At 71.8% G+C, this 23,279-nt stretch carries 26 protein-coding genes; 15 read left to right on the top strand and 11 right to left on the bottom strand.

The window, feature by feature from the left end:
- The first annotated feature begins 141 nt into the window (after nucleotides 1-141).
- Genes SOM11_RS01655 through SOM11_RS01640 form a run of 4 tightly spaced genes read left to right on the top strand, consistent with a single transcriptional unit; the run spans nucleotide 142 to nucleotide 4,186 of the window.
- Nucleotides 142-1,449, top strand: coding sequence for a PIG-L family deacetylase (locus tag SOM11_RS01655; RefSeq protein ID WP_192059740.1), 1,308 nt, complete (start codon nucleotides 142-144; stop codon nucleotides 1,447-1,449).
- Nucleotides 1,446-1,763, top strand: a complete 318-nt coding sequence (fdxA, locus tag SOM11_RS01650; RefSeq protein ID WP_192059742.1) for a ferredoxin — start codon at nucleotides 1,446-1,448, stop codon at nucleotides 1,761-1,763. The genes SOM11_RS01655 and fdxA overlap by 4 nt, the downstream gene beginning before the upstream one ends.
- Nucleotides 1,764-1,773: 10 nt before the next feature.
- Entirely contained in the window at nucleotides 1,774-2,874 is a 1,101-nt protein-coding gene (gene dapC, locus SOM11_RS01645; protein WP_320476997.1) for a succinyldiaminopimelate transaminase, read from the top strand.
- 16 nt (nucleotides 2,875-2,890) lie between these two features.
- Nucleotides 2,891-4,186, top strand: a complete 1,296-nt coding sequence (locus tag SOM11_RS01640) for a citrate synthase (RefSeq protein WP_192059746.1) — start codon at nucleotides 2,891-2,893, stop codon at nucleotides 4,184-4,186.
- Nucleotides 4,187-4,353: 167 nt separating this feature from the next.
- Here the strand turns inward: SOM11_RS01640 and dapD are convergent, their stop codons facing one another.
- Nucleotides 4,354-5,322, bottom strand: a complete 969-nt coding sequence (gene dapD / locus SOM11_RS01635; protein ID WP_243214647.1) for a 2,3,4,5-tetrahydropyridine-2,6-dicarboxylate N-succinyltransferase — start codon at nucleotides 5,320-5,322, stop codon at nucleotides 4,354-4,356.
- An 88-nt stretch (nucleotides 5,323-5,410) separates the two neighbouring features.
- On the opposite strand from dapD, the gene dapE reads away from it, so the two are divergent.
- The 3 genes from dapE (at nucleotide 5,411) to SOM11_RS01620 (ending at nucleotide 7,996) form a co-directional block, all read left to right on the top strand.
- Complete coding sequence (gene dapE, locus SOM11_RS01630) at nucleotides 5,411-6,484, top strand: succinyl-diaminopimelate desuccinylase (RefSeq protein ID WP_320476996.1); 1,074 nt, start codon at nucleotides 5,411-5,413, stop codon at nucleotides 6,482-6,484.
- Complete coding sequence (locus SOM11_RS01625) at nucleotides 6,469-7,740, top strand: hypothetical protein (protein ID WP_320476995.1); 1,272 nt, start codon at nucleotides 6,469-6,471, stop codon at nucleotides 7,738-7,740. Before dapE ends, SOM11_RS01625 begins: the two co-directional genes overlap by 16 nt.
- Nucleotides 7,741-7,825: 85 nt before the next feature.
- Nucleotides 7,826-7,996: a DUF3117 domain-containing protein gene (locus SOM11_RS01620; RefSeq protein WP_192059753.1), complete on the top strand. Its 171-nt coding sequence runs from the start codon at nucleotides 7,826-7,828 to the stop codon at nucleotides 7,994-7,996.
- A gap of 68 nt (nucleotides 7,997-8,064) precedes the next feature.
- Here SOM11_RS01620 and SOM11_RS01615 read toward each other — a convergent pair whose 3' ends face one another.
- The gene (locus SOM11_RS01615; RefSeq protein ID WP_320476994.1) at nucleotides 8,065-8,691 is read right to left on the bottom strand and encodes an O-methyltransferase; all 627 of its coding nucleotides are present in this window, start codon (nucleotides 8,689-8,691) and stop codon (nucleotides 8,065-8,067) included.
- 63 nt (nucleotides 8,692-8,754) lie between these two features.
- Between SOM11_RS01615 and SOM11_RS01610 the strand changes: the two genes are divergently transcribed.
- Nucleotides 8,755-9,159, top strand: coding sequence for a Sec-independent protein translocase TatB (locus tag SOM11_RS01610; RefSeq protein WP_192059757.1), 405 nt, complete (start codon nucleotides 8,755-8,757; stop codon nucleotides 9,157-9,159).
- A 23-nt stretch (nucleotides 9,160-9,182) separates the two neighbouring features.
- Here SOM11_RS01610 and SOM11_RS01605 read toward each other — a convergent pair whose 3' ends face one another.
- Nucleotides 9,183-10,097, bottom strand: a complete 915-nt coding sequence (locus SOM11_RS01605) for a LysR family transcriptional regulator (RefSeq protein WP_192059759.1) — start codon at nucleotides 10,095-10,097, stop codon at nucleotides 9,183-9,185.
- A gap of 236 nt (nucleotides 10,098-10,333) precedes the next feature.
- On the opposite strand from SOM11_RS01605, the gene SOM11_RS01600 reads away from it, so the two are divergent.
- The gene (locus SOM11_RS01600; RefSeq protein WP_255354969.1) at nucleotides 10,334-10,456 is read left to right on the top strand and encodes a hypothetical protein; all 123 of its coding nucleotides are present in this window, start codon (nucleotides 10,334-10,336) and stop codon (nucleotides 10,454-10,456) included.
- Nucleotides 10,457-10,556: 100 nt separating this feature from the next.
- On the opposite strand, the gene SOM11_RS01595 is transcribed toward SOM11_RS01600, so the two are convergent.
- Genes SOM11_RS01595 through SOM11_RS01585 form a run of 3 tightly spaced genes read right to left on the bottom strand, consistent with a single transcriptional unit; the run spans nucleotide 10,557 to nucleotide 13,603 of the window.
- Entirely contained in the window at nucleotides 10,557-11,720 is a 1,164-nt protein-coding gene (locus SOM11_RS01595) for an Mrp/NBP35 family ATP-binding protein (RefSeq protein WP_243214652.1), read from the bottom strand.
- A complete protein-coding gene (locus SOM11_RS01590; protein ID WP_320476993.1) occupies nucleotides 11,713-12,297 on the bottom strand; it encodes a DUF1003 domain-containing protein in 585 nt (194 codons plus the stop codon). The genes SOM11_RS01595 and SOM11_RS01590 overlap by 8 nt, the downstream gene beginning before the upstream one ends.
- On the bottom strand, nucleotides 12,284-13,603 hold the full coding sequence (locus tag SOM11_RS01585) for a magnesium transporter MgtE N-terminal domain-containing protein (protein ID WP_320476992.1): 1,320 nt from the start codon (nucleotides 13,601-13,603) through the stop codon (nucleotides 12,284-12,286). The genes SOM11_RS01590 and SOM11_RS01585 overlap by 14 nt, the downstream gene beginning before the upstream one ends.
- A 48-nt stretch (nucleotides 13,604-13,651) precedes the next feature.
- On the opposite strand from SOM11_RS01585, the gene SOM11_RS01580 reads away from it, so the two are divergent.
- The 4 genes from SOM11_RS01580 (at nucleotide 13,652) to SOM11_RS01565 (ending at nucleotide 16,497) form a co-directional block, all read left to right on the top strand.
- A complete protein-coding gene (locus tag SOM11_RS01580) occupies nucleotides 13,652-14,149 on the top strand; it encodes a general stress protein (protein ID WP_192059768.1) in 498 nt (165 codons plus the stop codon).
- Entirely contained in the window at nucleotides 14,149-14,757 is a 609-nt protein-coding gene (locus tag SOM11_RS01575) for a hypothetical protein (protein ID WP_192059770.1), read from the top strand. Before SOM11_RS01580 ends, SOM11_RS01575 begins: the two co-directional genes overlap by 1 nt.
- Nucleotides 14,758-14,866: 109 nt before the next feature.
- Entirely contained in the window at nucleotides 14,867-15,649 is a 783-nt protein-coding gene (locus tag SOM11_RS01570) for a YcnI family protein (RefSeq protein ID WP_320476991.1), read from the top strand.
- A complete protein-coding gene (locus tag SOM11_RS01565) occupies nucleotides 15,646-16,497 on the top strand; it encodes a copper resistance protein CopC (RefSeq protein ID WP_320476990.1) in 852 nt (283 codons plus the stop codon). The genes SOM11_RS01570 and SOM11_RS01565 overlap by 4 nt, the downstream gene beginning before the upstream one ends.
- Nucleotides 16,498-16,613: 116 nt before the next feature.
- On the opposite strand, the gene SOM11_RS01560 is transcribed toward SOM11_RS01565, so the two are convergent.
- Nucleotides 16,614-18,107 carry an aminopeptidase P family protein gene (locus SOM11_RS01560; protein ID WP_320476989.1) on the bottom strand — a complete coding sequence of 498 codons (1,494 nt, stop codon included), beginning with the start codon at nucleotides 18,105-18,107 and terminating at the stop codon, nucleotides 16,614-16,616.
- Between the two features lie 53 nt (nucleotides 18,108-18,160).
- Entirely contained in the window at nucleotides 18,161-19,189 is a 1,029-nt protein-coding gene (locus SOM11_RS01555) for an endonuclease/exonuclease/phosphatase family protein (RefSeq protein ID WP_243214466.1), read from the bottom strand.
- A gap of 40 nt (nucleotides 19,190-19,229) precedes the next feature.
- Here SOM11_RS01555 and SOM11_RS01550 point away from each other — a divergent pair, with 40 nt between their 5' ends.
- Entirely contained in the window at nucleotides 19,230-20,084 is an 855-nt protein-coding gene (locus tag SOM11_RS01550; protein WP_192059781.1) for a PHP domain-containing protein, read from the top strand.
- Nucleotides 20,085-20,399: 315 nt separating this feature from the next.
- Here the strand turns inward: SOM11_RS01550 and SOM11_RS01545 are convergent, their stop codons facing one another.
- On the bottom strand, nucleotides 20,400-21,836 hold the full coding sequence (locus tag SOM11_RS01545) for a DEAD/DEAH box helicase (RefSeq protein WP_243214470.1): 1,437 nt from the start codon (nucleotides 21,834-21,836) through the stop codon (nucleotides 20,400-20,402).
- A 118-nt stretch (nucleotides 21,837-21,954) separates the two neighbouring features.
- On the opposite strand from SOM11_RS01545, the gene SOM11_RS01540 reads away from it, so the two are divergent.
- Entirely contained in the window at nucleotides 21,955-22,641 is a 687-nt protein-coding gene (locus SOM11_RS01540; protein WP_243214474.1) for a ferritin-like fold-containing protein, read from the top strand.
- Nucleotides 22,642-22,710: 69 nt separating this feature from the next.
- Here the strand turns inward: SOM11_RS01540 and SOM11_RS01535 are convergent, their stop codons facing one another.
- A complete protein-coding gene (locus SOM11_RS01535; RefSeq protein WP_243214477.1) occupies nucleotides 22,711-22,998 on the bottom strand; it encodes a hypothetical protein in 288 nt (95 codons plus the stop codon).
- 2 nt (nucleotides 22,999-23,000) lie between these two features.
- Nucleotides 23,001-23,225, bottom strand: a complete 225-nt coding sequence (locus SOM11_RS01530) for a DUF3107 domain-containing protein (protein ID WP_192059787.1) — start codon at nucleotides 23,223-23,225, stop codon at nucleotides 23,001-23,003.
- Nucleotides 23,226-23,279: the final 54 nt, after the last annotated feature.

The following is a 23,279-nucleotide window of genomic DNA, read 5'->3' as shown; positions in this document are numbered from 1 at the left end:
GGTCGGCGGCGTACGGGCGGCATCGGCGGCGCCTGGGGCGGTCGGGACTCGACCGCACGGGGTAGTTTGGTTAGGCTAACCTTGCTAAGGGTCGGCTGACGAGGACCGACCATAGTGCCGGGCGGCCTATCCTGTCCAGTGATGACTTACTTCGGCACGCCTGGTGGCGACGGCACCGGCTCAGCGGCCCCCCGGGTCGAACGGGTGCTCGTCGTGCACGCCCACCCCGACGACGAGACGATCACGACGGGGGGCACCCTCGCGACCCTGGTCGACGCGGGTGCGAGCGTCACCGTCGTGTCCTGCACGCGCGGAGAGCTCGGAGAGGTGATCCCCGACGACCTCGCACGACTGCGCGACGACGAGGCCGCGCTGGCGGTCCACCGAGAGGGCGAGATCGCCGCGGCGCTCCGCGAGCTCGGCGTGCGCGACCACCGGTTCCTCGGCGACGTCGGCGCGCGGACGCCCGGTCTCGAGCCCCGCGTCTACCGCGACAGCGGCATGGTGTGGCGCTCCGACGGCGTCGCCGGTCCGACCGACGACCTCCACCCGGCCGCCTTCTGCGCGGCCGAGTTCGGTGAGATCGTGTCCGATCTCTCCGCCGTCGTCGACGCCGTCCGGCCCACGGTCGTCGTCTCGTACGACGACGACGGCGGCTACCACCACCCCGACCACGTCCGTGCGAACCGGGCCGCCGTCCGAGCCGCCCGCCTGGCGGGTGTGCCCTACTTCGCCATCGTCGCGGGCGCCGACGAGGCGACCGGCGTCGAGGCCGAGGCCCTGCGAGACGACCCCTCGGTCGTGACGATGGACGTCCGACCCGTGGCGCCCCGGGTCGTGGCCGCGCTCCGTGGGTACCGCACGCAGCTCGAGGTCGTCGACCTGCCCGGCGGCGGAGCGGGCATCCGCTACCCGCACGGCCGGGTCGACCGCCTGGCGTCGACCGAGTCGTTCCGCTTCGTGGCGGACCCCGACGAGCTCGCGCCGCTCCCGGCGAACACCTCCGAGCTGAGCGACATGAGTCTCGGAGGCAAGATCGGCACGTATCTGCTGTCCGTCGCGGCGGGCGCCGTCTTCGGCGCTATCGGCACGGTCGCGCATCAGGGCACGACGTCGATCGGCGGCGCGGTGGTGCCCACCGGTCTCGTGCTCTCGCTGATCATGGCGCTCGCCCTCCTCGTCGGCTTCCGCCAGGTCTTCCGGTCGCGCACCGTCGTGGCGGCCGTCGCGCTCGGACTGCTCGGGGTCACCGCGCTGCTCTCCCAGCCCGGTGCCGGCGGCTCGGCGCTCGTCCCGGCGAATCCCGCCGGCTACCTCTGGACGTTCGGCCCGGTGCTGATCGCCACGGTCGTGCTCGCGTGGCCCTTCCTCGACGGGGGAGCCAACGTGCAGCGGGGCCGCGATAAGATGAACGCCTTGCCCGACGCGAAGGGAACACCCGAGACGTGACGTATGTGATCGCACTTCCCTGTGTGGATGTCAAAGACCGAGCCTGCATCGACGAATGCCCCGTCGACTGCATCTACGAGGGCGAGCGTTCGCTCTACATCCACCCCGACGAATGCGTCGACTGCGGTGCGTGCGAGCCCGTCTGCCCCGTCGAGGCCATCTACTACGAAGACGACCTCCCCGACAAGTGGGCCGACTACTACAAGGCCAACGTCGAGTTCTTCGACGAGATCGGCTCGCCCGGCGGCGCGGCCAAGGTCGGCGTCATCGCGAAAGACCACCCCGTCATCGCCGTCCTCCCGCCCCAGGGCTGACGAGTCCGTCGTGGCGCTCGATCTCCCCGACTTCCCGTGGGACTCCCTCTCCGAGCTCGCGACGACGGCACGGGCGCACCCCGGTTCGATCGTCGACCTCTCGGTCGGGTCGCCGGTCGATCCGACCCCGGTCGTCGTCCGCGACGCTCTGACGGCCGCCACCGACGCGCACTCCTATCCGCAGGTCGCGGGCACACCCGCCCTGCGTGAGGCGATCGTCGAGTGGTACGCCCGGCGACGCGGAGTCACGGGTCTCGACACCGACGCCGTGCTCCCGACGATCGGGTCGAAAGAGCTGATCGCGGGGATGGCCCTCTGGCTCGGCCTGGGCCCCGGCGACACGATCGTGCATCCGGCGAACGCCTACCCGACCTATGCGCTCGGCGCCGCGCTCGTGGGCGCCGACGCCGTCGCCTCCGACGATCCCGCGTCATGGCCCGAGTCGACCCGTCTCGTCTGGCTCAACAGCCCCGGCAACCCCGACGGCTCGGTGCTCGACGTCGAGCGGCTCGCCGCCGCGGTGGCCCGTGCCCGCGAACTCGGCGCCGTGATCGCCGGCGACGAGTGCTACGCCGAGCTCGGCTGGGAGGGCGAGTGGGCCACGCGACCCACGCCGTGCATCCTCGACCCCCGTGTGGTCGGCGACCGGCTCGACGGGGTCGTCAGCGTCTACTCGCTGAGCAAGCAGTCGAACCTCGCGGGGTACCGGGCGGGCTTCGTGGCCGGCGACCCGGCCGTCATCGGCCAGCTGCTCGCCGTCCGCAAGCACGCGGGTCTCATGCCGCCGGCTCCCGTCCAGGAGGCCATGCGCGTGGCGCTCGGAGACGAGGCGCACGTGGCCGAGCAGAAGGCGCTCTACCGCGCGCGACGCGCAGCCCTGGCGCCGGCCCTCGAGGGCGCCGGTTTCCGCATCGATCACAGCGAGGCCGGTCTCTACCTCTGGGTCACCCGCGACGAAGACGCCTGGCAGAGCGCCGCCTGGCTGGCCGAGCGGGGCATCCTCGTGGCGCCCGGCTCGTTCTACGGCGCCGAGGGCGGGCGGCACGTCCGCGTGGCCCTGACGACGACCGACGAGCGCATCGCCGCCGCCGTGGAGCGCCTCGAGCACTGACCGCTAGGCTGGCGGAGTGACTGACACTGCCAACGACGCCCAGAAGGCCACGCTGCAGTTCCCGGGGGGAACAGCCGAGTTCCCGATCGTCCCGAGCACCGAAGGTGCCTCGTCGATCGACATCTCGACGTTCACCAAGCAGACCGGTTTCACCACCCTCGACAACGGGTTCGTGAACACCTCGACCGCCCGCAGCAAGATCACCTACATCGACGGTGATCAGGGCATCCTGCGCTACCGGGGCTATCCGATCGAGCAGATCGCCGCGAACTCGACCTACCTCGAGACCGCCTGGCTGCTCATCTACGGCGAACTGCCCACCCCCGACGAGCTGGCGGGCTTCGACGCCCGCATCCGCCGCCACACGCTGCTGCACGAAGACCTCCGTCGGTTCTTCGACGCACTGCCGCATTCGGCTCACCCGATGTCCGTGCTCTCGAGCGCGGTCGGCGCCCTCGGCACGTTCTACGAGGGCTCGATGAGCACCTCCGACCCCGAGCAGGTCGAGCTGCAGACGATCCGTCTGCTGGCGAAGCTGCCGGTGATCGCCGCGTACGCGCACAAGAAGAGCCTCGGTCAGGCGTTCCTCTACCCCGACAACTCGCTCAGCTTCGTCGACAACTTCCTCAAGCTGAACTTCGGCACGATGGCCGAGCCGTACGAGGTGAACCCCGTCCTCTCGAAGGCGCTCGAGCGCCTCCTCATCCTGCACGAAGACCACGAGCAGAACGCGTCGACGTCGACCGTGCGACTCGTCGGCTCGACGCAGGCCAACATGTTCTCGTCGATCTCGGCCGGCATCAGCGCCCTCTACGGCCCCCTGCACGGCGGGGCGAACGAGGCCGTGCTGTCGATGCTGGCCGACATCAAGGCCAGCGGCCAGGGCGTCGAGCGCTTCGTCGAGCGGGTGAAGAACAAAGAAGAGGGCGTCAAGCTCATGGGCTTCGGCCACCGGGTCTACAAGAACTACGACCCGCGCGCGAAGCTCGTCAAAGAGAGCGCGAACGAGGTCCTCGCCGCCCTCGGCGTCAAAGACGACCTGCTCGACATCGCGATGGAGCTGGAGGGCATCGCCCTCGCCGACGACTACTTCGCCGAGCGCAGGCTCTACCCGAACGTCGACTTCTACACCGGGGTCATCTACAAGGCCATGGGGTTCCCGCCCCGCATGTTCACGGTGCTCTTCGCGATCGGGCGTCTGCCGGGCTGGATCGCCCACTGGCGCGAGATGAACGCCGACGCCACGACCAAGATCGGCCGCCCGCAGCAGCTGTACCTGGGCGAGACCCAGCGCGACTGGCCCCAGCGCTGACCGCGCATCGGTCGCCGCGAACACGACGCCCCGGCGTCGGCGCCGCACCCGCATCTCGTGGGTGTCGCGTCGAAGCCGGGGCGTCGTGCTGTCAGCAGCCGCAGCAGCGACAGCGACAGCAGCCGCAGCCGCAGCGGTAGCGACCGCCGTCGCAGCGGCCGCAGCCGCTAGGCGTGCAGCTGCGAGTTCAGCGTGATGCCGTGGCCCTTGCGCGGCAGCACCTCGACGGCGCCCGTCAGCGAGTTGCGGCGGAACAGCAGACCGGGCCGCCCCGAGAGCTCGACGGCCTTGACGGTCTGGGTCGAGCCGTCCGACGACGTCGTGCCGCCGACGACGACCACCTTGGTGCCGGCGGTGACGTAGAGCCCCGCCTCGACCACGGTGTCGTCGCCGATCGAGATGCCGATGCCGCTGTTCGCGCCGAGCAGCGCCCGCTCGCCGATCGTGACGCGCTGGGCGCCTCCTCCCGACAGGGTGCCCATGATGGAGGCGCCCCCGCCGATGTCGGATCCGTCGCCGACGACGACGCCCTGCGAGATGCGGCCCTCGACCATCGACGTGCCGAGGGTGCCGGCGTTGAAGTTGACGAAGCCCTCGTGCATGACGGTCGTGCCGGGGGCGAGGTACGCGCCGAGGCGGACGCGCGAGGCGTCGGCGATGCGGACCCGGTCGGGCGAGACGTAGTCGAGCATGCGGGGGAACTTGTCGATGCCGGTGGTCGCGATGCCGGCGCGCTGCAGGGCGGGGCGGAGGCGGGCGAAGTCGTCGGGGTGCACCGGGCCGGCGTTCGTCCACGTGACGATCGGCAGATGCCCGAAGACGCCGTCGAGGTTGACCGTGTTCGGCTTGACCAGCAGGTGGCTGAGCAGGTGCAGGCGCAGGTACGCGTCGGAGGTGGACGCAGGAGGCGCGCTCAGCTCGATCTCGACGGTCACCGGCACGAGATCGACGGCGCGGCGGGCGTCGGGCCCGGCGGCGTCGGCGATCTCGGCCGGGACGAGTGCGGGGTCGCGGTCGGCCGGAAGGCGGCCGAGCGAGGGGGAGGGGAACCAGGTGTCGAGCGTCGTGCCGTCGGCGGAGACGGTCGCCAGCCCGTCACCGTAGGCGTGGGTGGCGGCGGTGTCGTCGGAAGTCATGAGGTCAACCGTATCGGCCCGACTCCGTGCGGTCACGGGGTGCGACGACCGCAGCAGGCGCTCCGTCGGCCCCCGTACACTCGGGGCCATGCCGAAGATCGACCTCAGCGTGTCCGCCGTCGACGTCACCCGCCAGCTCTGCGACATCGAGTCCGTCTCCGGCGACGAGGGTCGCATCGCCGACGCGATCGCCGAGACCCTGGCGGGGCACGATCATCTCGAGGTGGAGCGCGACGGCGACGCGATCGTCGCCCGCACGAGCCTGGGCCGGCCGCAGCGCGTCGTGGTGGCGGGACACATCGACACCGTGCCCCTGAACGACAACCTGCCGACCCGCTACGAGACCGAAGACGGCGTCGAGTTCCTCTGGGGTCGCGGCACCGTCGACATGAAGGCCGGCTGCGCCGTGCACCTGCGGCTGGCCGTCGAGCTGACCGAGCCCAACGTCGACGTGACCTGGGTCTGGTACGACCACGAGGAGGTCTCCGACTCCCTCAACGGCCTGGGCCGCCTCGTCCGCACCCGCCCCGAGCTGCTCCAGGCCGACTTCGCCATCCTCGGCGAGCCCACGCGCAGCGAGATCGAGGGCGGCTGCAACGGCAACCTCCGGGCGGAGATCCGCACCACGGGTCGCCGGTCGCACAGCGCCCGCTCGTGGATCGGCGACAACGCCATCCACCGCGCCGCCCCCATCCTCGACCTGCTCGCCGCCTACGAGGCCCGCGAGGTCGAGGTCGACGGCCTCGTCTACCGCGAGGGTCTGAACGCCGTCGGCATCGCGGGCGGTGTCGCCGGCAACGTCATCCCCGACGAGTGCGTCGTCACGGTCAACTACCGCTTCGCCCCCAGCCGCTCCGGCGACGAGGCCGTCGCCCATGTGCGCGAGCTGTTCGCCGGCTTCGACGTCGTGGTCGTCGACCTCGCCGAAGGGGCTCGACCCGGGCTCGACGCCCCGTTGGCCGCGCAGTTCCTGGCCGCGGTCGGCGGTGAGGCGAAGCCGAAGTACGGCTGGACGGACGTCGCGCGCTTCTCCGCCCTCGGCGTGCCCGCCGTGAACTACGGCCCCGGCGACCCGCTCCTCGCCCACCACGACGACGAGCGGGTGCCGCTCGAGCAGATCGTCGAGAACGAACGCGGACTGCGGGCGTGGCTGACGGCCTGACCGTCGGAGACGCGACCCGCGCCTCCTCGGCGGGCGAAGGAGGCGCGGGTCGTCGCCGAGCTCGTCGCGCGCTGGTCGTCCGCTACCGTCTCACCCCCTGGTGGGCGCGGGTGCTCGTCGTGTTCGTCGCCTCCCGCGTCGTCAGCACCGCTCTCCTGCTCGGCTTCGCGCGGGTGCAGGGGCCCAACGCGTGGACGCTGCCGAGCCCGGACTACGCGAGCTTCGCCACCATCTGGGACGGCCACTGGTACTACATCATCTCGGCGGTCGGCTACCCGACGACCCTGCCGATCACCTCGACCGGGAACGTCGGCGAGAGCGCGTGGGCCTTCATGCCGGTGTACCCGTTCACGGTCCGTGCCCTGACCGAGCTGACCGGGGTGCCGTTCGCACCGCTCGCCGTGTTCGTCTCGGTCCTCTGCGCCGCCGGCACGGCCCTGCTGCTGCACCGACTGATGCGGCACGTGCTGCCCGAGGGCACGGCGCTCTTCACGGTCGCGCTGTTCTGCTTCTCGCCCCTCTCGCCGCTGCTGCAGGTGGCCTACGCCGAGTCGATGTTCCTGCTGCTGCTCTGCGCCTGCCTCCTCCTGCTGGTGCGTCGTCAGTACCTGCCGATGCTGCCCCTCGTGGCCGCGCTGTCGTTCACGCGACCGGGCGCCCTCGCTCTCGCCCTCGCGATCGGACTGCACGCCGTCCACCGATGGTCCACGCGCGCCCGCGACCCGTTCCCGCGCCGCGAGATGATCGCCGTGTCGGTGTCGGCGGTGACCACCGCGGTGCTCGGCGTCGGCTGGCTGATCGTGGCGGGCGTCGTCACGGGGCGGCCGGACGCCTACACGGCCACCGAGCTGGCATGGCGGGCGCCCTACGTGGGGTACGGGCCGCTGGTGCCCTTCTCCGCCTGGTTCGAGGGGGCCGCCTTCTGGTCGCGGATGAGCGGCGGGTTCCCCGTCGGGGCGGTGTTCGTGCTCGCCGTGCTGGGTCTCGCCGTGCTCCTGCTGGGGCCGTGGGGGCGCCGGATCGGAGTCGACCTGCGCCTCTGGGGAGTCGCCTACGCGCTCTATCTGCTCGCCGTGTTCTTCCCGCAGTCGAGCACCTGGCGACTGCTGATGCCGCTCTTCCCGCTGCTGGGCATCCTCGCGGTGCCCCGTTCGCGCGTCTGGCGCGTGGGGCTGCTGCTGGTCTTCGTCGCCGGGCAGTTCGCCTGGCTGTATTACAGCTGGTGGGTCGACGGCTACGACTGGACGCCGCCGTGATCGGCCGACGACGGAAGCGCGTTTAGGTGCGGGCGTACAAATCACGGATAATAGGACGAGCATCTTTGCGAAAGGGGACTATCTGATGGCAGCCATGAAGCCGAGGACCGGCGACGGACCTATGGAAGCCGTGAAGGAGGGTCGTCTCATCATCGTGCGTGTTCCGCTCGAGGGTGGGGGACGCCTCGTGGTGTCGGTCAACGACGACGAAGCCAAAGAGCTCCACGACGCCCTCGCGAGCGTCGTCGGCGCTTAGTCGGCCACCTTCCCAGCACCATCGCGAGCAGCCCCGCCGATCACCGATCGGCGGGGCTGCTCCGTCGTTCAGAGCTTGACGAGCTGCAGGAGTCCGTCGCCGGCCGTCGACAGCGAGCTGATCACCGCGGGGGAGGTCGAGACCTCGGTCAGCAGCGTGCGGAACTGCGTCGTCGTGGCGTCCCGTCGGGCGGGGTTCGAGACCGAGCCGTGCCAGAGCGCGTGGGCGACCAGCACGAGTCCGCCCGGGCGGGCGAGGCGCAGACCGTGCTCGACGTACTCGATGACGGAGCCAGGGTCGGCGTCGACGAAGACGATGTCGTACGAGTTCTCGTTCATCCGCGGCAGCACCTCGGAGGCGCGGCCGGTGATGAGACGGAACCTGTTCACCGGCACGCCGGCGCCGAGGTACGCGTCGCGGGCGGCCTGCTGGTGGTCGACCTCGCGGTCGATCGACGTGAGGGTCGCCCGGGGTGCGCCGTGCAGCAGCCAGAGACCGCTGACGCCGACGCCGGTTCCGATCTCGATGATGTTCTTCGCACCCGATGCTGCCGCGACGACCGCGAGCTGCGCGCCGACGGCGGGGGAGACCGGTTCGACCCCGACCTCGAGCGAGTGCTGACGAGCCTCTGCGAGCGGACCGCTCTCGGTGACGAGCTCTTCGGCGAATTTCCAGCTTGACTCTATTTGCGACACACCCACTCCTCGAAAGGCCAACTCTAGGGGGTGGCCCCCGGCGGCACCGGTTAGTCTGCTTGCGTGTCCCTCTCCGGTCTGACCTTCGACAAGCTGCTCATCGTGGGTGTGCTGGCCGTCTTCCTGCTCGGGCCCGATCGTCTGCCCGTCTACGCGTCGAAGCTCGCTCAGCTCGTCAAGTCGGTCAAGAACATGGCCAACGGCGCCAAAGAGCGCATGCGCAGCGAGATGGGCCCCGAATTCGACGAGGTCGAGTGGCAGAAGCTCGACCCTCGGCAGTACGACCCCCGCCGCATCATCCGCGATGCGCTCCTCGATCCGCCGAGCGGGGGCGCCACGTCCGTGACCCCCGCAGCCATGGCGACGGCCGGGGCGGTCGCCGCGGGTCTGCCCTCCCGCGGCCCGGCGCCGCGCTCCGTGCCGCTCGCCGCCGGCGAGGTCGCGCCCTACGACTCCGAGGCCACCTAGGCCGCTCGTCACTGCGCCTGCGCTCAGACACCCCCGTGCAGGCCGGCGACCCGTGTCGCCTCGGCGCGGAGCGCGTCGACCACGCGACGGACGCTCGGCCTCTCGGCCCGGTCGCGGCGCATCAGCGCCGAGACGTAGCGGACGGCCCGGATGTTCTCGAGAGGCAGCAGGACCATGTCGTCCCGCGCCTCCTTCGCGGTGAATCGGGGCAGGACGGCGATGCCGAGACCCGCACCCACCAGCGACTCGGTGACCTTCGTGTCGCTGAAGCGCTGCGAGATGCGCACGGGGCTGCCGGTGACGCGCTCGATCTCGGTGTAGACCCACTCGAACGGGAAGCCGCTCGGCACCCCGATCCAGCTCTCGCCCTCCAGGTCGGAGGGGGAGAGCGAGGCCCGGCCCGCCAGGCGGTGGTCGGCGGGGAGGGCGATGTCGAGCGGCTCGGTGAGCAGGGGGACGTTGACGAGGCCGCGCCCCCGCCAGGAGCGGCTCTCGGACGCGTGGGCGACGACGACGTCGTGGTCGCCCGCCAGGTCGGCGAACTCGCGGATGGACGGGTCGTGGTCCGTGGCCACGACGACGAGACCCGGCGTCTCGGCGACGGTCCGCAGCAGGCCGGGCAGCAGCATCTGGCCTCCCGTGGGGAAGGTCGCGAGGGTGACCTCTCCTTGGGGGGTCGCGATGAAGTCGGCCCAGACCGCCTGGGCCCGCTCGAGCGCGACGGCGACGTCGGTGGCGGTCTGGGCCAGCACGCGCCCCGAGCCGGTCAGGACGACGCCGCGCCCGATGCGCTCGGTGAGCGCCACGCCGGCCTCCTTCTCGAGGATCTTCAGCTGCTGCGACACCGCTGACGGGGTGCGGTGCGTGGCCCGCGCCACGGCGGCGATGCTGCCCCGTTCTGCCAGCTCTCGGAGCAGTTCGAGTCTCTTGACGTCCATGTAGACAATCTACGGTGTTCCGGTAGCAACGTGAGATTGTTCTACGTCTTTGCAAGGCGCAGAATAGAGGAGTCCTCGGAGCGACCCCATGCGCTCCGGCCCCTCGGTCGACCTGGTCCCGAGGCTCGGGTGCCCGTCGGATGCACGGCGGCTCCACCCATCACGCACGACGTCGAACCGCGTCGTGTCCGCACCACCAGACCGCGCGACGCATCGCGCCAAGAAAGAGAAACACCATGTTGACCGGAATCATCGTCCTCGCCATCGCCGCCGTCGTCGGCATCACCGGGTCGATCGTCTCCGTCGCTCGCGACGGCTTCCACGCGATCCCCACCAAGACCTACACCCGCTGGAGCTAGGTCCGCCGCCGTCGCCACTCGCGACGGCCACCGCCGAGGGGCGTCTCGCATCGCGAGGCGCCCCTCTCGCATGCCCGGGGTCGCCCGGGGCGAGGGCGGCTCAGCCGACGCTGAGGCCGAGCTTCCGCCCGGCGAGTCCGCGTTCGCGCACCGCGAGCCGGTCGGCGAGGGCCTCGATGGCCCGTGCCGCGGGGTCGGAGGGGGCGGCGAGCACGACGGGCGTGCCCGCGTCGCCGCCCTCGCGCAGGGCCAGACTCAGCGGCACGCTCGCGAGGACTGTCACCGGCTCGTCCTGCCCGGTCGACAGCCGGCGGGCCGTCTCGGCGCCGCCGCCCGAGCCGAACAGCTCGAGCACGGAACCGTCGGCCTGGGGGAGACCGGCCATGTTCTCGACGACGCCGAGGAGGCGCTGGCCGGTCTGGCGCGCGACCACACCGCTGCGCTCGGCCACGTCGGCCGCCGCGGGCTGCGGTGTCGTCACCACGAGCACCTCGGCGTGGGGCAGCAGCTGCCCGACCGAGATCGCGACGTCGCCGGTGCCCGGGGGCAGGTCGAGCAGCAGCACGTCGAGATCCCCGAAGTAGACGTCGGTGAGGAACTGCTGGATCGTCCGGTGCAGCATGGGCCCGCGCCACGCCACGGCGGTCGACGCGTCGTCGACGAACATGCCGATCGAGATCACCTTCACCCCATGGGCGACGGGCGGCAGGATCATGTCGTCGACCTGCGTCGGCTTGACCGATGCTCCGTCGTCGCCGACGAGACCCAGGAGGCCGGGGATGCTGAAGCCGTAGACGTCGGCGTCGACGATGCCGACGGCGAGCCCCCGGGCGGCCAGCGACACCGCGAGGTTCGCGGTGACCGTCGACTTGCCGACCCCGCCCTTGCCGCTGGTCACTGCGTAGACGCGGGTGAGCGTCTCGGGCCCGAACTGCATGCCCCTCGCGGCCCGGCCGGCGCGCAGCTTCTCGGTGAGGGCGCGCCGCTCGTCGCGGGTCATGACCGTCACATCGACGTCGACCGCCGTGACGCCGGCCACGGACGCGGTGGCGGCGCGCACGTCGCGTTCGATGGTGTCGGCGGCGGGGCAGCCGACGATGGTGAGCTTCACGGTCACCCGCGCCGCGCCTCCTCGGTCGACGGAGACGTCTCCGATCATGTCGAGCTCGGTGACGGGCTTGCGGATCTCGGGGTCGAGCACGCGACCCAGCGCGCGTCGGACGCCCTCGACCAGCGGACCGGACCTCGTGTCGTCGTCAGCCACGGTGCCCGTCGTGCCTCGCGTCGTGCCGCTGCTCGCGACGAGCCGGGGCCGAGGAGGCGCGGGTCGTGTCGGACTCGTCCGCGTCGCGTCGGTCGAGCTCGTCGAGCATCGAACGGAGCTCGGCGCGGATGAAGTCCTTGCTCGCCATGTCGCGCATGGCGATGCGGAGCGCGACGACCTCGCGGGCCAGGTACTCGGTGTCGGCGAGGTTGCGCTCGGCGCGCTGACGGTCCTGTTCGAACTGCACCCGGTCGCGGTCGTCCTGACGGTTCTGCGCGAGCAGGATGAGCGGCGCCGCGTACGAGGCCTGCAGCGAGAGGATGAGCGTCAGGGCCGTGAAGCCGATGGCGGCGCTGTCGAAGCGCCAGGCCTCGGGGGCGATGGTGTTGAAGATCATCCACGCGACGCAGAACAGCGTCAGCGCGATCAGGAAGTACGGCGTGCCCATCCCGCGCGCGACGGACTCGGTCGCGCGACCGAACCGGTCGCGACCCGGGCCGCGACGACCCGGGAGCACCCGGGTGCGGAGCCCCTTCGGCGCATCGAGCCGGACCGTGCTGCGGTTATCGCGTGCCACCGGGGGTCCTCCTCGCGGGCGTGTTGACGGGTGCGCGCCGCGGGCGCGGCCGGTTGCGGTTCAGGGGCTGACCCGGATCCTGGCTGCGCCAGTCGTCGGGGAGCACATGGTCGAGGACGTCGTCGATGGTCACCACCCCGACCAGGCGGTGGGCGGCGTCGACGACCGGCACCGAGACGAGGTTGTAGGTCGCCATGACCCGCGTGACCTCGAGGGCCGTGGCATCGACGCGCACGGGTTCGAGCTGCTGGTCGAGCAGCGTGCCGAGCCGTTCGTTCGGCGGGTAGCGCAGCATCCGCTGGAAGTGCACCATGCCGAGGAACCTGCCGGTGGGCGGCTCGTAGGGCGGCAGCGTGACGCACACCGCGGCGCCGAGGGCCGGCGCGAGCTCGTGCCGACGGATCAGGGCGAGCCCCTCGGCGACGGTGGCGTCGGCGGAGACGATCACCGGCTCGGTGGTCATCAGACCGCCCGCCGTGTCGGCGTCGTAGCTCAGCAGCATCCGGACGTCGTCGGCCTCGTCGGGCTCCATGAGGCCCAGCAGCTGCTCTTTGCGCTCTTCGGTGAGCTGCGCGATGAGGTCGGCCGCGTCGTCGGGCTGCATCTGGTCGAGCACGCCCGCCGCGCGGTGGTCGTCGAGCTGACCGAACATGTCGATCTGCTCGGTCTCGGGCAGCTCTTCGAGCACGTCGGCGAGGCGGTCGTCGGAGAGCTCGGCCGCGACCTCGTGCCGGCGCTCGGGGGTGAGCTCGAGCAGGGTGTTCGCGAGGTCGGCGGGCACCAGGTCGGAGTACGCGGCGATCAGGTGCTCGGCGCTCTGCGCCTCGCCGTCGGCGTTCTCCTCTCGGACGTCCTGCCAGGAGGCGAAGGTCGTGGGCCCCTTGCCGAACGGCGACGGCGTCGACTTCGGCTTGCGGAGGAACAGCTGGCCGATCTCCCAGTCGCCCTCGGATACCTCGTCCATCGCGACGTCCTCGATGGTGGCCCGGCCGCCGTCGCGACGCAGGGTCACCTTGCGACCGAGCATCTCGGCGATGACCCGGGTCTCGCCGCCGCGCTGCTCGAAGCGGCGCAGGGTGATGAGTCCGTTGGTGATGATCTGACCCGAGCCGATGCTCGTGACCCGGCCGATGCCGACGAAGACGCGGCGTTTGCCGGGCACCTCGACGATCAGTCCGACCACCCGAGGGGGCTCGTCGCGACGGTAGACGACCAGGACGTCGCGGACCTTGCCGACCTTGTCGCCGGCGGGGTCGAAGACGGAGCACCCGGCGAGACGGGCGATGAAGACTCTGTTGGCGCTCACACGACCAATTTAGTCCGTCGAGACAGGCGCCCCGTGTTTAATGGGGCCATGACGAATCAGAGCCCCCTGGGCCGACGCACCCGTCCGGTGCCCACGGTCCCGCGGGGCGACGTCCTCGGCACGTACGCCAGCTACCCCGAGGCGCAGGCCGTCGTCGAGCGCCTGTCGCACGCCGACTTCCCGATCAAGCAGCTCGCCATCATCGGCAACGACCTCACCACGGTCGAGCGGGTCACCGGCCGGCTGACCTACGGCCGGGCGGCCCTGGCCGGCGCGGTGACCGGTCTGTGGCTGGGGGTCTTCTTCGGTCTCGTGATGCTCGTCTTCTCGCCGACGACCGTGACGATCACCACCGTCGTCGCCGCCGCCCTGATCGGCGCGGGCTTCGGCATGCTCTACGGCATCGCGAGCTTCGCCATCAGCCGTCGTCGCCGCGACTTCACCTCGACCCACCAGGTGCTCGCCACGAGCTACCAGATCGTCGTCGACCCCGAGGTGTCGTCGCGCGCCCATGAGGTCCTCGCACGCCCCGACCAGAAGCGCTGATGGACGCACGACGGATGCGGTTCCACCGCGGCTGGCTGACCGCCGGTCTCTCCGTCGTCGTCGCCGCCTTCTCGCACGTGGCCGGCGGCGGTGCCGAGCCGGGCCTCCTCGGGGTCGGCCTCGCTCTCGCCTTCGCGCTGCCGGTCTGCGTGGCGCTCGCCGGTCGGCGGGTCTCCACACCCCGCCTCGCCGCATCCGTGGTGCTCAGCCAGTTCGCGTTCCACATCCTCTTCTCCCTCGGCTCGACCGCGACCACGGGGCTCGGCGCGTCGGGCGGGCACCACTCGCCCCTGATCCTGACCGTCCGCGCGGCAGCGGGTGCGACGGCGGCGCCCGAGGCCGCGATGAGCACGTCGGCGATGTGGCTCGCGCATGCGCTGGCCGCCGTCGTCACGGTGGCGGCCATGGTCCGAGGTCACCGGGCGATGCGGACGGCGCTGCGGGCGGCCTCGCGTCGGGCCGTCGCCGCCGGGCGGGTCCTCGGAGACGGGGTCGTCCCCGTTCCGGAGGCGCGCCTCCTGAACGCCGTCGTCCCGCCTCTCCGACGGGGCCGGCCCCCGCGCTTCCTCACCGCGAGTCCGCACCGGGGTCCGCCTCGTCCCGTCTGACTCCGACCGTCGCCGAACCCGGCGACGGGACGGCGCCGTGCCCTCGGCCGACGCCGATCATCAGACACCGGCCGTGCTCCGCGCAGCCGAGAACAAGGGACCACCACTCGTGAAGAAGACCACTCTCGCCCTCCGGGCCGGCGGCGTGCTGGGCGCCGCCGCGTTCCTCTCCCTCGCGGCGCCGCTCGCCGCCTCCGCCCACGTCCACGTCGAGCCCGGACAGGCCGAAGCCGGTTCGTACTCGACGCTCACCTTCAAGGTGCCGAACGAGTCCGCCGACGCGGGCACCGTCCGGTTCGTCGTCGACCTGCCCACCGACACCCCCTTCACCTCCGTCTCGTACGAGCCCGTCCCCGGGTGGTCGACCGAGGTCGCCACGGGTGCTCTGCCCGAGCCGGTCGACATCGACGGGGCGACCGTCACGACGGCTCCGGTGACGGTGACGTGGACGGCCGACGAGGGTGCTCAGATCGCCCCCGGGCAGTTCCAGCAGTTCGTGATCTCCGCCGGGGCCGTGCCCGACACCGGCTCGATCCTGCTCCCGTCGCACCAGGAGTACAGCGACGGCAGCGTCGTCGACTGGGACGAGCCCACGCCCGCCTCCGGTGAGGAGCCCGAGCACCCGGCACCGACCCTGTACGTGAACGACACGCCGCCCGACGAGGGGCACTCCGGCGACCACGCGGTCGGCGAGGGGGCCGACGCCTGGTCCGACGACGCGGCCGTCAGCGCGTCCGGCGACTCCGACGCGTCGTCGACCGCGGGCGTCGCCTTCGGCATCGGCGGGCTCGCGTTCGGGGCCGTCGCCCTCGTCGTCAGCGTCGTCGCGCTGACGCGTCGCCCCGCAGCGGGCGGCCGGGGCGGGCGCAGCTCGGGCGGGTCGACCTCGTGACGGGCCGCTCGCGCAGCGTCGTCGCCACAGGGCGCTCCCGTCTCGCCGGCGGCGCCGGCGCATCCGTCGGCCTCGTCGGCCTCGTCGGTCTCGTCGGTCTCGTCGGACTGGCCGTGCTCGTGCCGGCGACGGGGGCCTCGGCGCACGACTACGTGCTCTCGAGCAGCCCGGAGCAGGGGGCCGTGGTCACCACGGAGCTCGGGGAGGCGTCGGTCACCTTCAGCGACGTCGTGCTCGATCTCTCGGGGACGGGGTCGTCCAACGTGCTCGAGGTGACCGACGCCTCCGGACGGCACTTCGAGGACGGCTGCTCGACGACCGCCGGGCCCGTCCTCAGCACCGGCGTCGCACTCGGCGCCGCAGGCGAGTACACGATGACCTACCAGGCGGTCTCGGCCGACGGGCACACGGTGTCGGACTCGCGGTCGTTCAGCTACCAGCCGCCGGCGGGGGTCGAAGCCTCCGCGGGCGCCGCCGAGCGGCCCGTCTGCGACCCGTCGACGAGCGACCCGACCGACGACCCGGCCGTCAGCGGGCCCGACGGCGACGAACCGGATGCGGCGGCCACGACCGACCCGGCGGCGGGCGCCGACGCGACCGTCGCTCCTGAGACGGGCTCCGCCGCCGAGGCGACCGACCAGTCGTCCGACGTGGCCGACGACGGCGACGGGCTCGGCCTGGCGATCGGACTCGGCGTCGGGATCGTCGTCCTCGCCCTGGTCGCGGTCGTCGTCGTCCTCGCGACGAGTCGACGTCGATCCGGTTCGGACGAGGGAGGCGACGAGGGCCCCGACGGCGACGGCGAGGCCGACGGCCCGGCGGACGGGCGCTCGACGCCGCGGTCGTAGTCCCGGTCGGGCGACCGGCCGGCCGTACGACGAGCCGCTCACGCGACGAGCCGCTCACACGACGAAGGGCCCGGGCGACCGCTGATGCGGATCGCGCGGGCCCCTCGTCGGACGGGTCAGCCTCGGGCGACCCAGGCTTCGACGTCGGCGACGGTGCGGGGGATGCCCACCGAGAGGTTCTCGGCGCCGTCGGCCGTGACGACGATGTCGTCCTCGATGCGGACTCCGATGCCGCGGAACTCCTCGGGCACGCTCAGGTCGTCGGGCTGGAAGTAGAGCCCGGGTTCGATGGTGAACACCATGCCCGGCTCGAGCACCCCCTCGAGGTACAGGTCGCGGCGCGCGGCCGCGCAGTCGTGCACGTCGATGCCCAGGTGGTGGCTGGTGCCGTGCACCATGTACCGGCGGTGGTACTGGTGGTCGGGCTCGAGCGACTCGGCCGCGCTGACGGGCAGGAACCCCCACTCGGCGGTGCGCTCGGCGATGACCCGCATGGCCTCGGCGTGGATCTCGCGGAACCGGATGCCGGGGCGAACGATCGCGATGGCCGCGTCGGCCGCCTCGAGCACGGCCTCGTAGACCAGGCGCTGCACGTCGGTGAAGCGACCCGACACCGGGAGGGTGCGTGTGATGTCGGCCGTGTAGAGGCTGTCGAGCTCGATGCCGGCGTCGATGAGGATGAGGTCGCCGTCACGGACGGCCCCGTCGTTGCGGGTCCAGTGCAGGACGCAGGCGTGGTCGCCCGATGCCGCGATGGTGTCGTAGCCGACCGTGTTGCCGTCGGCGCGTGCCCTGCGGTTGAAGGTGCCCTCGACCAGACGCTCGCCCCGAGGATGCGCGAGGATCTCGTCGAAGTCGCTCACGACGTCCGTGAACCCGCGACCGGTGACGTCGACGGCTTCGCGCATCTGGGCGATCTCGTAGGCGTCCTTGACCAGTCGCAGCTCGCTGAGGTCGCGTGCGAGGTCGCGGATGTCGTCGGCTGCCGAGGGCTCGGCCTCGGCGGCGGCGGGGGAGTCGGAGCGGCGTGCGGCGTCGATCTCGTCGACACGTCCCGTCAGCTCGGGGTCGGCCTCGCGCAGCAGCAGAGTGTCACCGTCGACGACGCTGAGCACCGCGTCGAACTCGGCCAGGTCGCGGGTCTCGAGTCCGAGGTCGGCGCCGACCTGCGAGAGCGACGGGCGAGGCCCGATCCAGAACTCGCCGATCTCGGGGTTCGCGTAGAACTCGTCGGAGTCGCGGCCCGCGCTCGCCCGGAAGTACAGCGTCGCATCGTGCCCGCCGTCGACGGGTTCGAGCACGAGCACCGACCCCGGCACCGTGTCGGAACCCCACCCGGTCAGGTGAGAGAAGCCCGAGTGCGCACGGAACGGGTAGTCGCAGTCGTTGGAGCGGACCTTGGCGCGCCCGGCGGGCACGACGAGCCGCTTGCCGGGGTGCTTCGCCGACAGGGCCTCGCGGCGAGCGGCCGCGAACGGCGCCTGCTCACGCGGCTCGGGGAGATCGCTCGGCCTCTCGGCCCAGTTCGACGAGATGTAGTCCTTGAAGGTGTCGGAGCCGGGGGTCGTGGAGCGGTTCGTGGTCGCGCGGGGTGCCTTCTGTTCAGCCATGGCACCCATTCTCTCGCGATCCGGATCGGCCTGCGCGACGTCCCGCCGGGTGCTCAGGCCCCGGTGCGGCTGAGCTGCGCGACGACCGGGCGGTGGTCGCTGCCGGCCTCATCGAGGTCGGTCACCACCCGGAACCCGGTGGCGAGCCAGTGTCGGGTGGCCATCACGTGGTCGATCGGGGTGCCGAGCAGCGGGCTGAGATCGGTAGGCCAGGTGCCGACGCCACCGTTCGCCGTGCCCACCGCAGCGTCGCGGCACGTGCCGAGCGCGCCTCCTTCACGGCCCAGCCCGCTCATGTGGTCGACGGTCGCGTTGAAGTCGCCGGCCATGATCACGTTGCCCGAGGCGCACGCGTCGGCGAGCACGTCGAGCCCGTCGCGCCACGTGTCCATCGTGTCGCGGAGCGGGGCGACGGGGTGGGCCGCGACGATGACGGGCGAGGCCTCGTCGACCGGGGTCGCGACGATGCTGGGCATGCCGGGCGTCGTGGTGATCGACGTGCCGTCGTCGGCCGTGGCGACGGTGTACTCGCCCAGGGCGGTCGACACGAGCAGAGACGTCGGCTTCGCGGTCGCCACGTCGTCGTAGCTGGAGGTGAAGCCGGCCATCGGGAGACCCGCCGCGTTCATGGCGTCGGCGACGGCCTTCGCGGTCTCGGCGTCGGTCTCGGGCAGGGTGACGACGTCGGCGCCGACCTCGACGGCCAGAGCGGCGATCGCGTCGGCGCCGGGCGCACCGCCGAGGGTGTTCCACGACAGGACGGTCACGTCGGATTCGAGGGCGTCGGTGAAGTCGTCGCGACCGATGCCGCGCGAGGCGAGCACACCGGTCGAGACTGCGCCGGCGACGAGCGCGAGCACGGCGATGGAGGCGGTCACCGAGCGGATGCGACGGGCGAAGAGCCCGACCACGAGCAGGACGACGGCCGCGACGAGGGCGACGCCCGCCGCCACGATGCGGAACGACACGACCTGCGTCGCCGGCCAGCTCCTCTGCAGGTCGAGGGCCTGAGGCCAGATGGCGAGCAGCAGCGCTGCAGCGGCGGCGAGCACGAGGACGAGGGCGACGAGACGACGGATCATGGCCCGACCGAGCATAGGCGACGACGCCTACGATGAGGGGATGCCGTCACGACCGATCGACCTGCACACACACAGCAGCGTCTCCGACGGGACGGAGACCCCCGCAGAGCTCGTGCGGGCTGCATCGGCGGCGGGGCTCGGCACCATCGCCCTCACCGACCACGACTCGACGGCCGGCTGGGCCGAGGCGACTCGGGCGGTCGCGGGCACGGGCGTCACGCTCGTCCCCGGCATGGAGCTCAGCACGCGCTTCGGGCTGAACAGCGTGCACATGCTGGGCTACCTCTTCGACCCGACCGACCCGGCCCTCGTCGCCGAGACCGCTCGACTGCGCGACAGCCGCCTGCACCGGGCCGAGCGGATCGTCGAGAGGATCTCGGCCGACTACGACATCAGCTGGCAGGACGTCCTCGACCAGTCGACGAACGGTGCCACGCTCGGCCGTCCGCACATCGCCGACGCCCTCGTCGCCCGGGGCTTCGCCCCCGATCGCAGCGCGGCGTTCGCCGGCATCCTGCACTGGCGCTCCGGCTACTACGAGCCGCACGAGGCCCCCAGCCCGCTCGTCGGAGTGCGGTTGATCCGCGATGCGGGCGGCGTCCCCGTGATCGCGCACCCGGCGACGCACGGTCGCGAGCCCAACGTCTCGGAGAAGGGCTTCGCGGCGCTCGTCGACGCGGGCCTGATGGGCGTCGAGATCGACCATCGCGAGAACACCCCCGCCGGCGCTGCTCGTCTCCGCGAGCTGGCCGCGCAGCACGACCTGATCGTCACCGGCTCGAGCGACTACCACGGCGAGGGCAAGCCGAACCGGCTGGGCGAGAACAGCACCGACCCCCGGCAGTTCGAACGGATCGTCGCGGCGGCCACGGGCTGGACGCCGATCGTCGGCTGAGGAGGCGCGGGTCGGGTCTGGTCTGGTGACGTGCCGAACCCGACCGGGCTGCGGGAGTCCGGTGTGCCGGACCCGAGCGGGCTGCGGGAGCTGGGCGTGCCGGACCCGACCGGGCTGCGGGAGCTGGGCGTGCCGAACCCGACCGATCGGCCGCGACACGCCGTTCGCCGGGTCGCTGAAAGGGCCCGCGGCCTTCTGGTCGCGATTTGCACAGCGGTGGGACTGGTGGGTGGGGGTCGAGGGGCGTCACGTGAGACGACCCCCTGGCCCTGGTGGGCGAGGGGGTCGTGTCGGGTGCGGCGTCGGCCGTAGGGCTCAGCCCTGGGCGGGTGCGTCGCCGCTGGGACGACGGCGGCGACTGCGACGGCGGGGCTCGCCGCCCTCGCCGGAGTTCTCGGACGAGGCGGATCCGACCGACGCGCTCGTGGGCGGAGTGGTGGCCCCGCGACCCGAGCCCTGACGCCCCGACGAGCGACCGGCATCGTCGTCACGACCACGCGAACGGCCTCGCGACCCGGGGTTGCGTTCGCGGGGGGCGGAGGCCCCGCCCTCGACGGCGGCCTTGGGTGCGCTGCGCAGGCGGCCCTTGGTGCCAGCGGGGATGTCGAGGTCGGTGAACAGGTGGGGGCTCGACGAGTAGGTCTCGACGGGCTCGGGCTGCCCCATGTCGAGTGCGCGGTTGATGAGCGCCCACTTGTGCAGGTCGTCCCAGTCGACGAACGTGACGGCGATGCCCGTCTTGCCGGCGCGGCCGGTGCGACCGGCGCGGTGCAGGTAGGTGTCGTGGTCGTCGGGCACGGTGTGGTTGATCACATGCGTGACGTCGTTGACGTCGATGCCGCGGGCCGCGACGTCGGTCGCGATGAGGATGTCCTTCTTGCCCGCCTTGAAGGCGGCCATGGCCCGCTCGCGCTGCTCCTGGTTCAGGTCGCCGTGCACGGCGGCGGCGTTGAAGCCGCGGTCGTTGAGCTCTTCGACGAGCTTGGCGGCCGCACGCTTGGTGCGGGTGAAGACGACGGTCTTGCCGCGGCCCTCGGACTGCAGGATGCGCGCGATGACCTCGTCCTTGTCGAGCGAGTGCGCGCGGTAGACGACGTGCTTGATGTTCGCCTGCGTCAGGCCCTCGTCGGGGTCCGTCGCGCGGATGTGGATCGGGCGGTTCATGAACCGGCGGGCCAGCGCCACGATCGGGCCGGGCATGGTGGCCGAGAACAGCATCGTGTGCCGCGTCTCGGGGACCTGCTGGAAGATCTTCTCGATGTCGCTCAGGAACCCGAGGTCGAGCATCTTGTCGGCCTCGTCGAGGACGACCTCCTGGACGCCCTTGAGATCGAGGAGGCGCTGGCCGGCCAGGTCGAGGAGGCGCCCGGGGGTGCCGACCACGATCTGCGCCCCGGCCTTCAGCTGCTCGACCTGGCCCTCGTAGGCCTTGCCGCCGTAGATGCTGACGACCTTCGTCGAGCGGTTCGAGGTGGCGACCTCGAGGTCTTCGGCGACCTGGACGCACAGCTCGCGGGTGGGGACGACGACGAGCACCTTGACGCCGGGGGTGGGGTCGAGTCCGATGCGCTGGGCGATCGGGAGGCCGAAGCCGAGGGTCTTGCCGGTGCCGGTCTTGGCCTGGCCGATGATGTCCTGGCCGGCGAGTGCGAGCGGGATCGTCTGGGTCTGGATGGGGAACGGTTCGACGATCCCCTTCGCGGCCAGTGCGTCGACCATGTCCTGGTCGATCGAGAGGTCTGTGAAAGTCACTGTTGTTGCCCTGTCTCATATAGGCGGATGCAGCGAGTTTAGCCCGTCGCTCCGAGCGGGCCTCCGGACCCCGTAAGCTGTCGGCGTGGTGTCATGGATGGGCCGAGGGTCGAAGCGCGTGGTTCCCACGCTGCAGTGGCCCCGACCCTCTGCGAAGCAGCTCCCCGTCAACCGGGTCGAGCTCGGCGCTTTCACCCCCGATCTCGAGGTCTACCTCGGGCAGGCCGCCTACCTGCAGCTCGCGCTCTCCGAGGCCCTCGGCCGTGCCGCCGGCTCGGCACCGTCGGTCGGCGCTCAGGCCGTCACCGCCCGCGTCGCCGGGGCGACGCTCGACCGACACCGCGGTCTCGTCGCCGAGATCGAGCGCATCGGCAGCGACCCCGCCGGCTCGATGGAGCCCCACGTCGCGGCCATCGACGAGTTCCGCCGTCGCACGACCGGGTCGACGTGGTTCGAGACCATGCTGGCGCACTACGTCTGCGCCGGTCTGCTCGACGACGTCTTCGTCCGTCTCGCGGCGGGTCTCTCGAACGATCAGCGGGATCGTATCGTCGCCGTGCTCGAGGCCGGCGACGACGCGGAGACCGTGGCGGACGTCCTGTCGGCGTCGATCGAGACCGACCCGCGACTGGCATCCCGCCTGGCGCTCTGGGGTCGTCGTCTGGTCGGCGACACCCTGCTCGTGGCTCGGGCCGCGATCTCGGCGTCGCACGAATCGGCGGACGACGAGCGTCTCGAACCCGTCTTCACGGAGCTCATCGCAGCTCACACGCGCCGGATGGACGCCCTGGGCCTGACGGCCTGACAGCCTGACAGCCTGTTCGGCTGACGGCCCGACCCGCTGACAGCCTCGGGCCGCCGTGCGTCGGCGGGGTCAGCCGACGAGGCGCGCCACGAGAGCGTCGTCGTGCGCCCGCCGCGAGCGGGTGGTGACCCGGCAGACGACCGCCGAGACCACGGCGGGGGCCACGAGCGACACGACCCAGATCCATCCGCCGTCGGCGGGCCAGCCGAGCCAGGTCAGGCCCTCCCAGACGACGGCCGCGACGGCGGCGCCCACGGCCGGAGCCAGTGCGACGCCGCGCGTGTCGCGCCCGGGGAGGACGAAGTGCGCGAGGAGGCCGACGATGACCCCGCCGAGCACGACGAAGAGGAGCTCCATCGTCAGCCGACGAAGCCGACCCGGCGGCTCTCCTCCGAGCCGACCTCGACGTAGGCGAGCGACGCCGTCGGGACGAGGTAGGTCTTGCCCTTCGCGTCGGCGAGCGTCACGTACGACTTGCCGCCGTCGAGAGCGTCGGCGACGACCTTCTCGACCTCGGCCGCGCTCTGCGACGTCTCGAAGCTGATCTCACGGGGGCTGTTGGTGATGCCGATTCTGATGTCCACGAGGTCACGATATCCGACGGCGTCGGCCGTCGGCGGCGCGTTCACTGTCGGCGC

Origin of the sequence: Frigoribacterium sp. CFBP9029, assembly GCF_034045305.1 — a bacterium.
In the GTDB taxonomy this organism is placed as follows: Bacteria; Actinomycetota; Actinomycetes; order Actinomycetales; family Microbacteriaceae; genus Frigoribacterium.
This window is presented reverse-complemented; position numbering and strand designations above follow the sequence as displayed.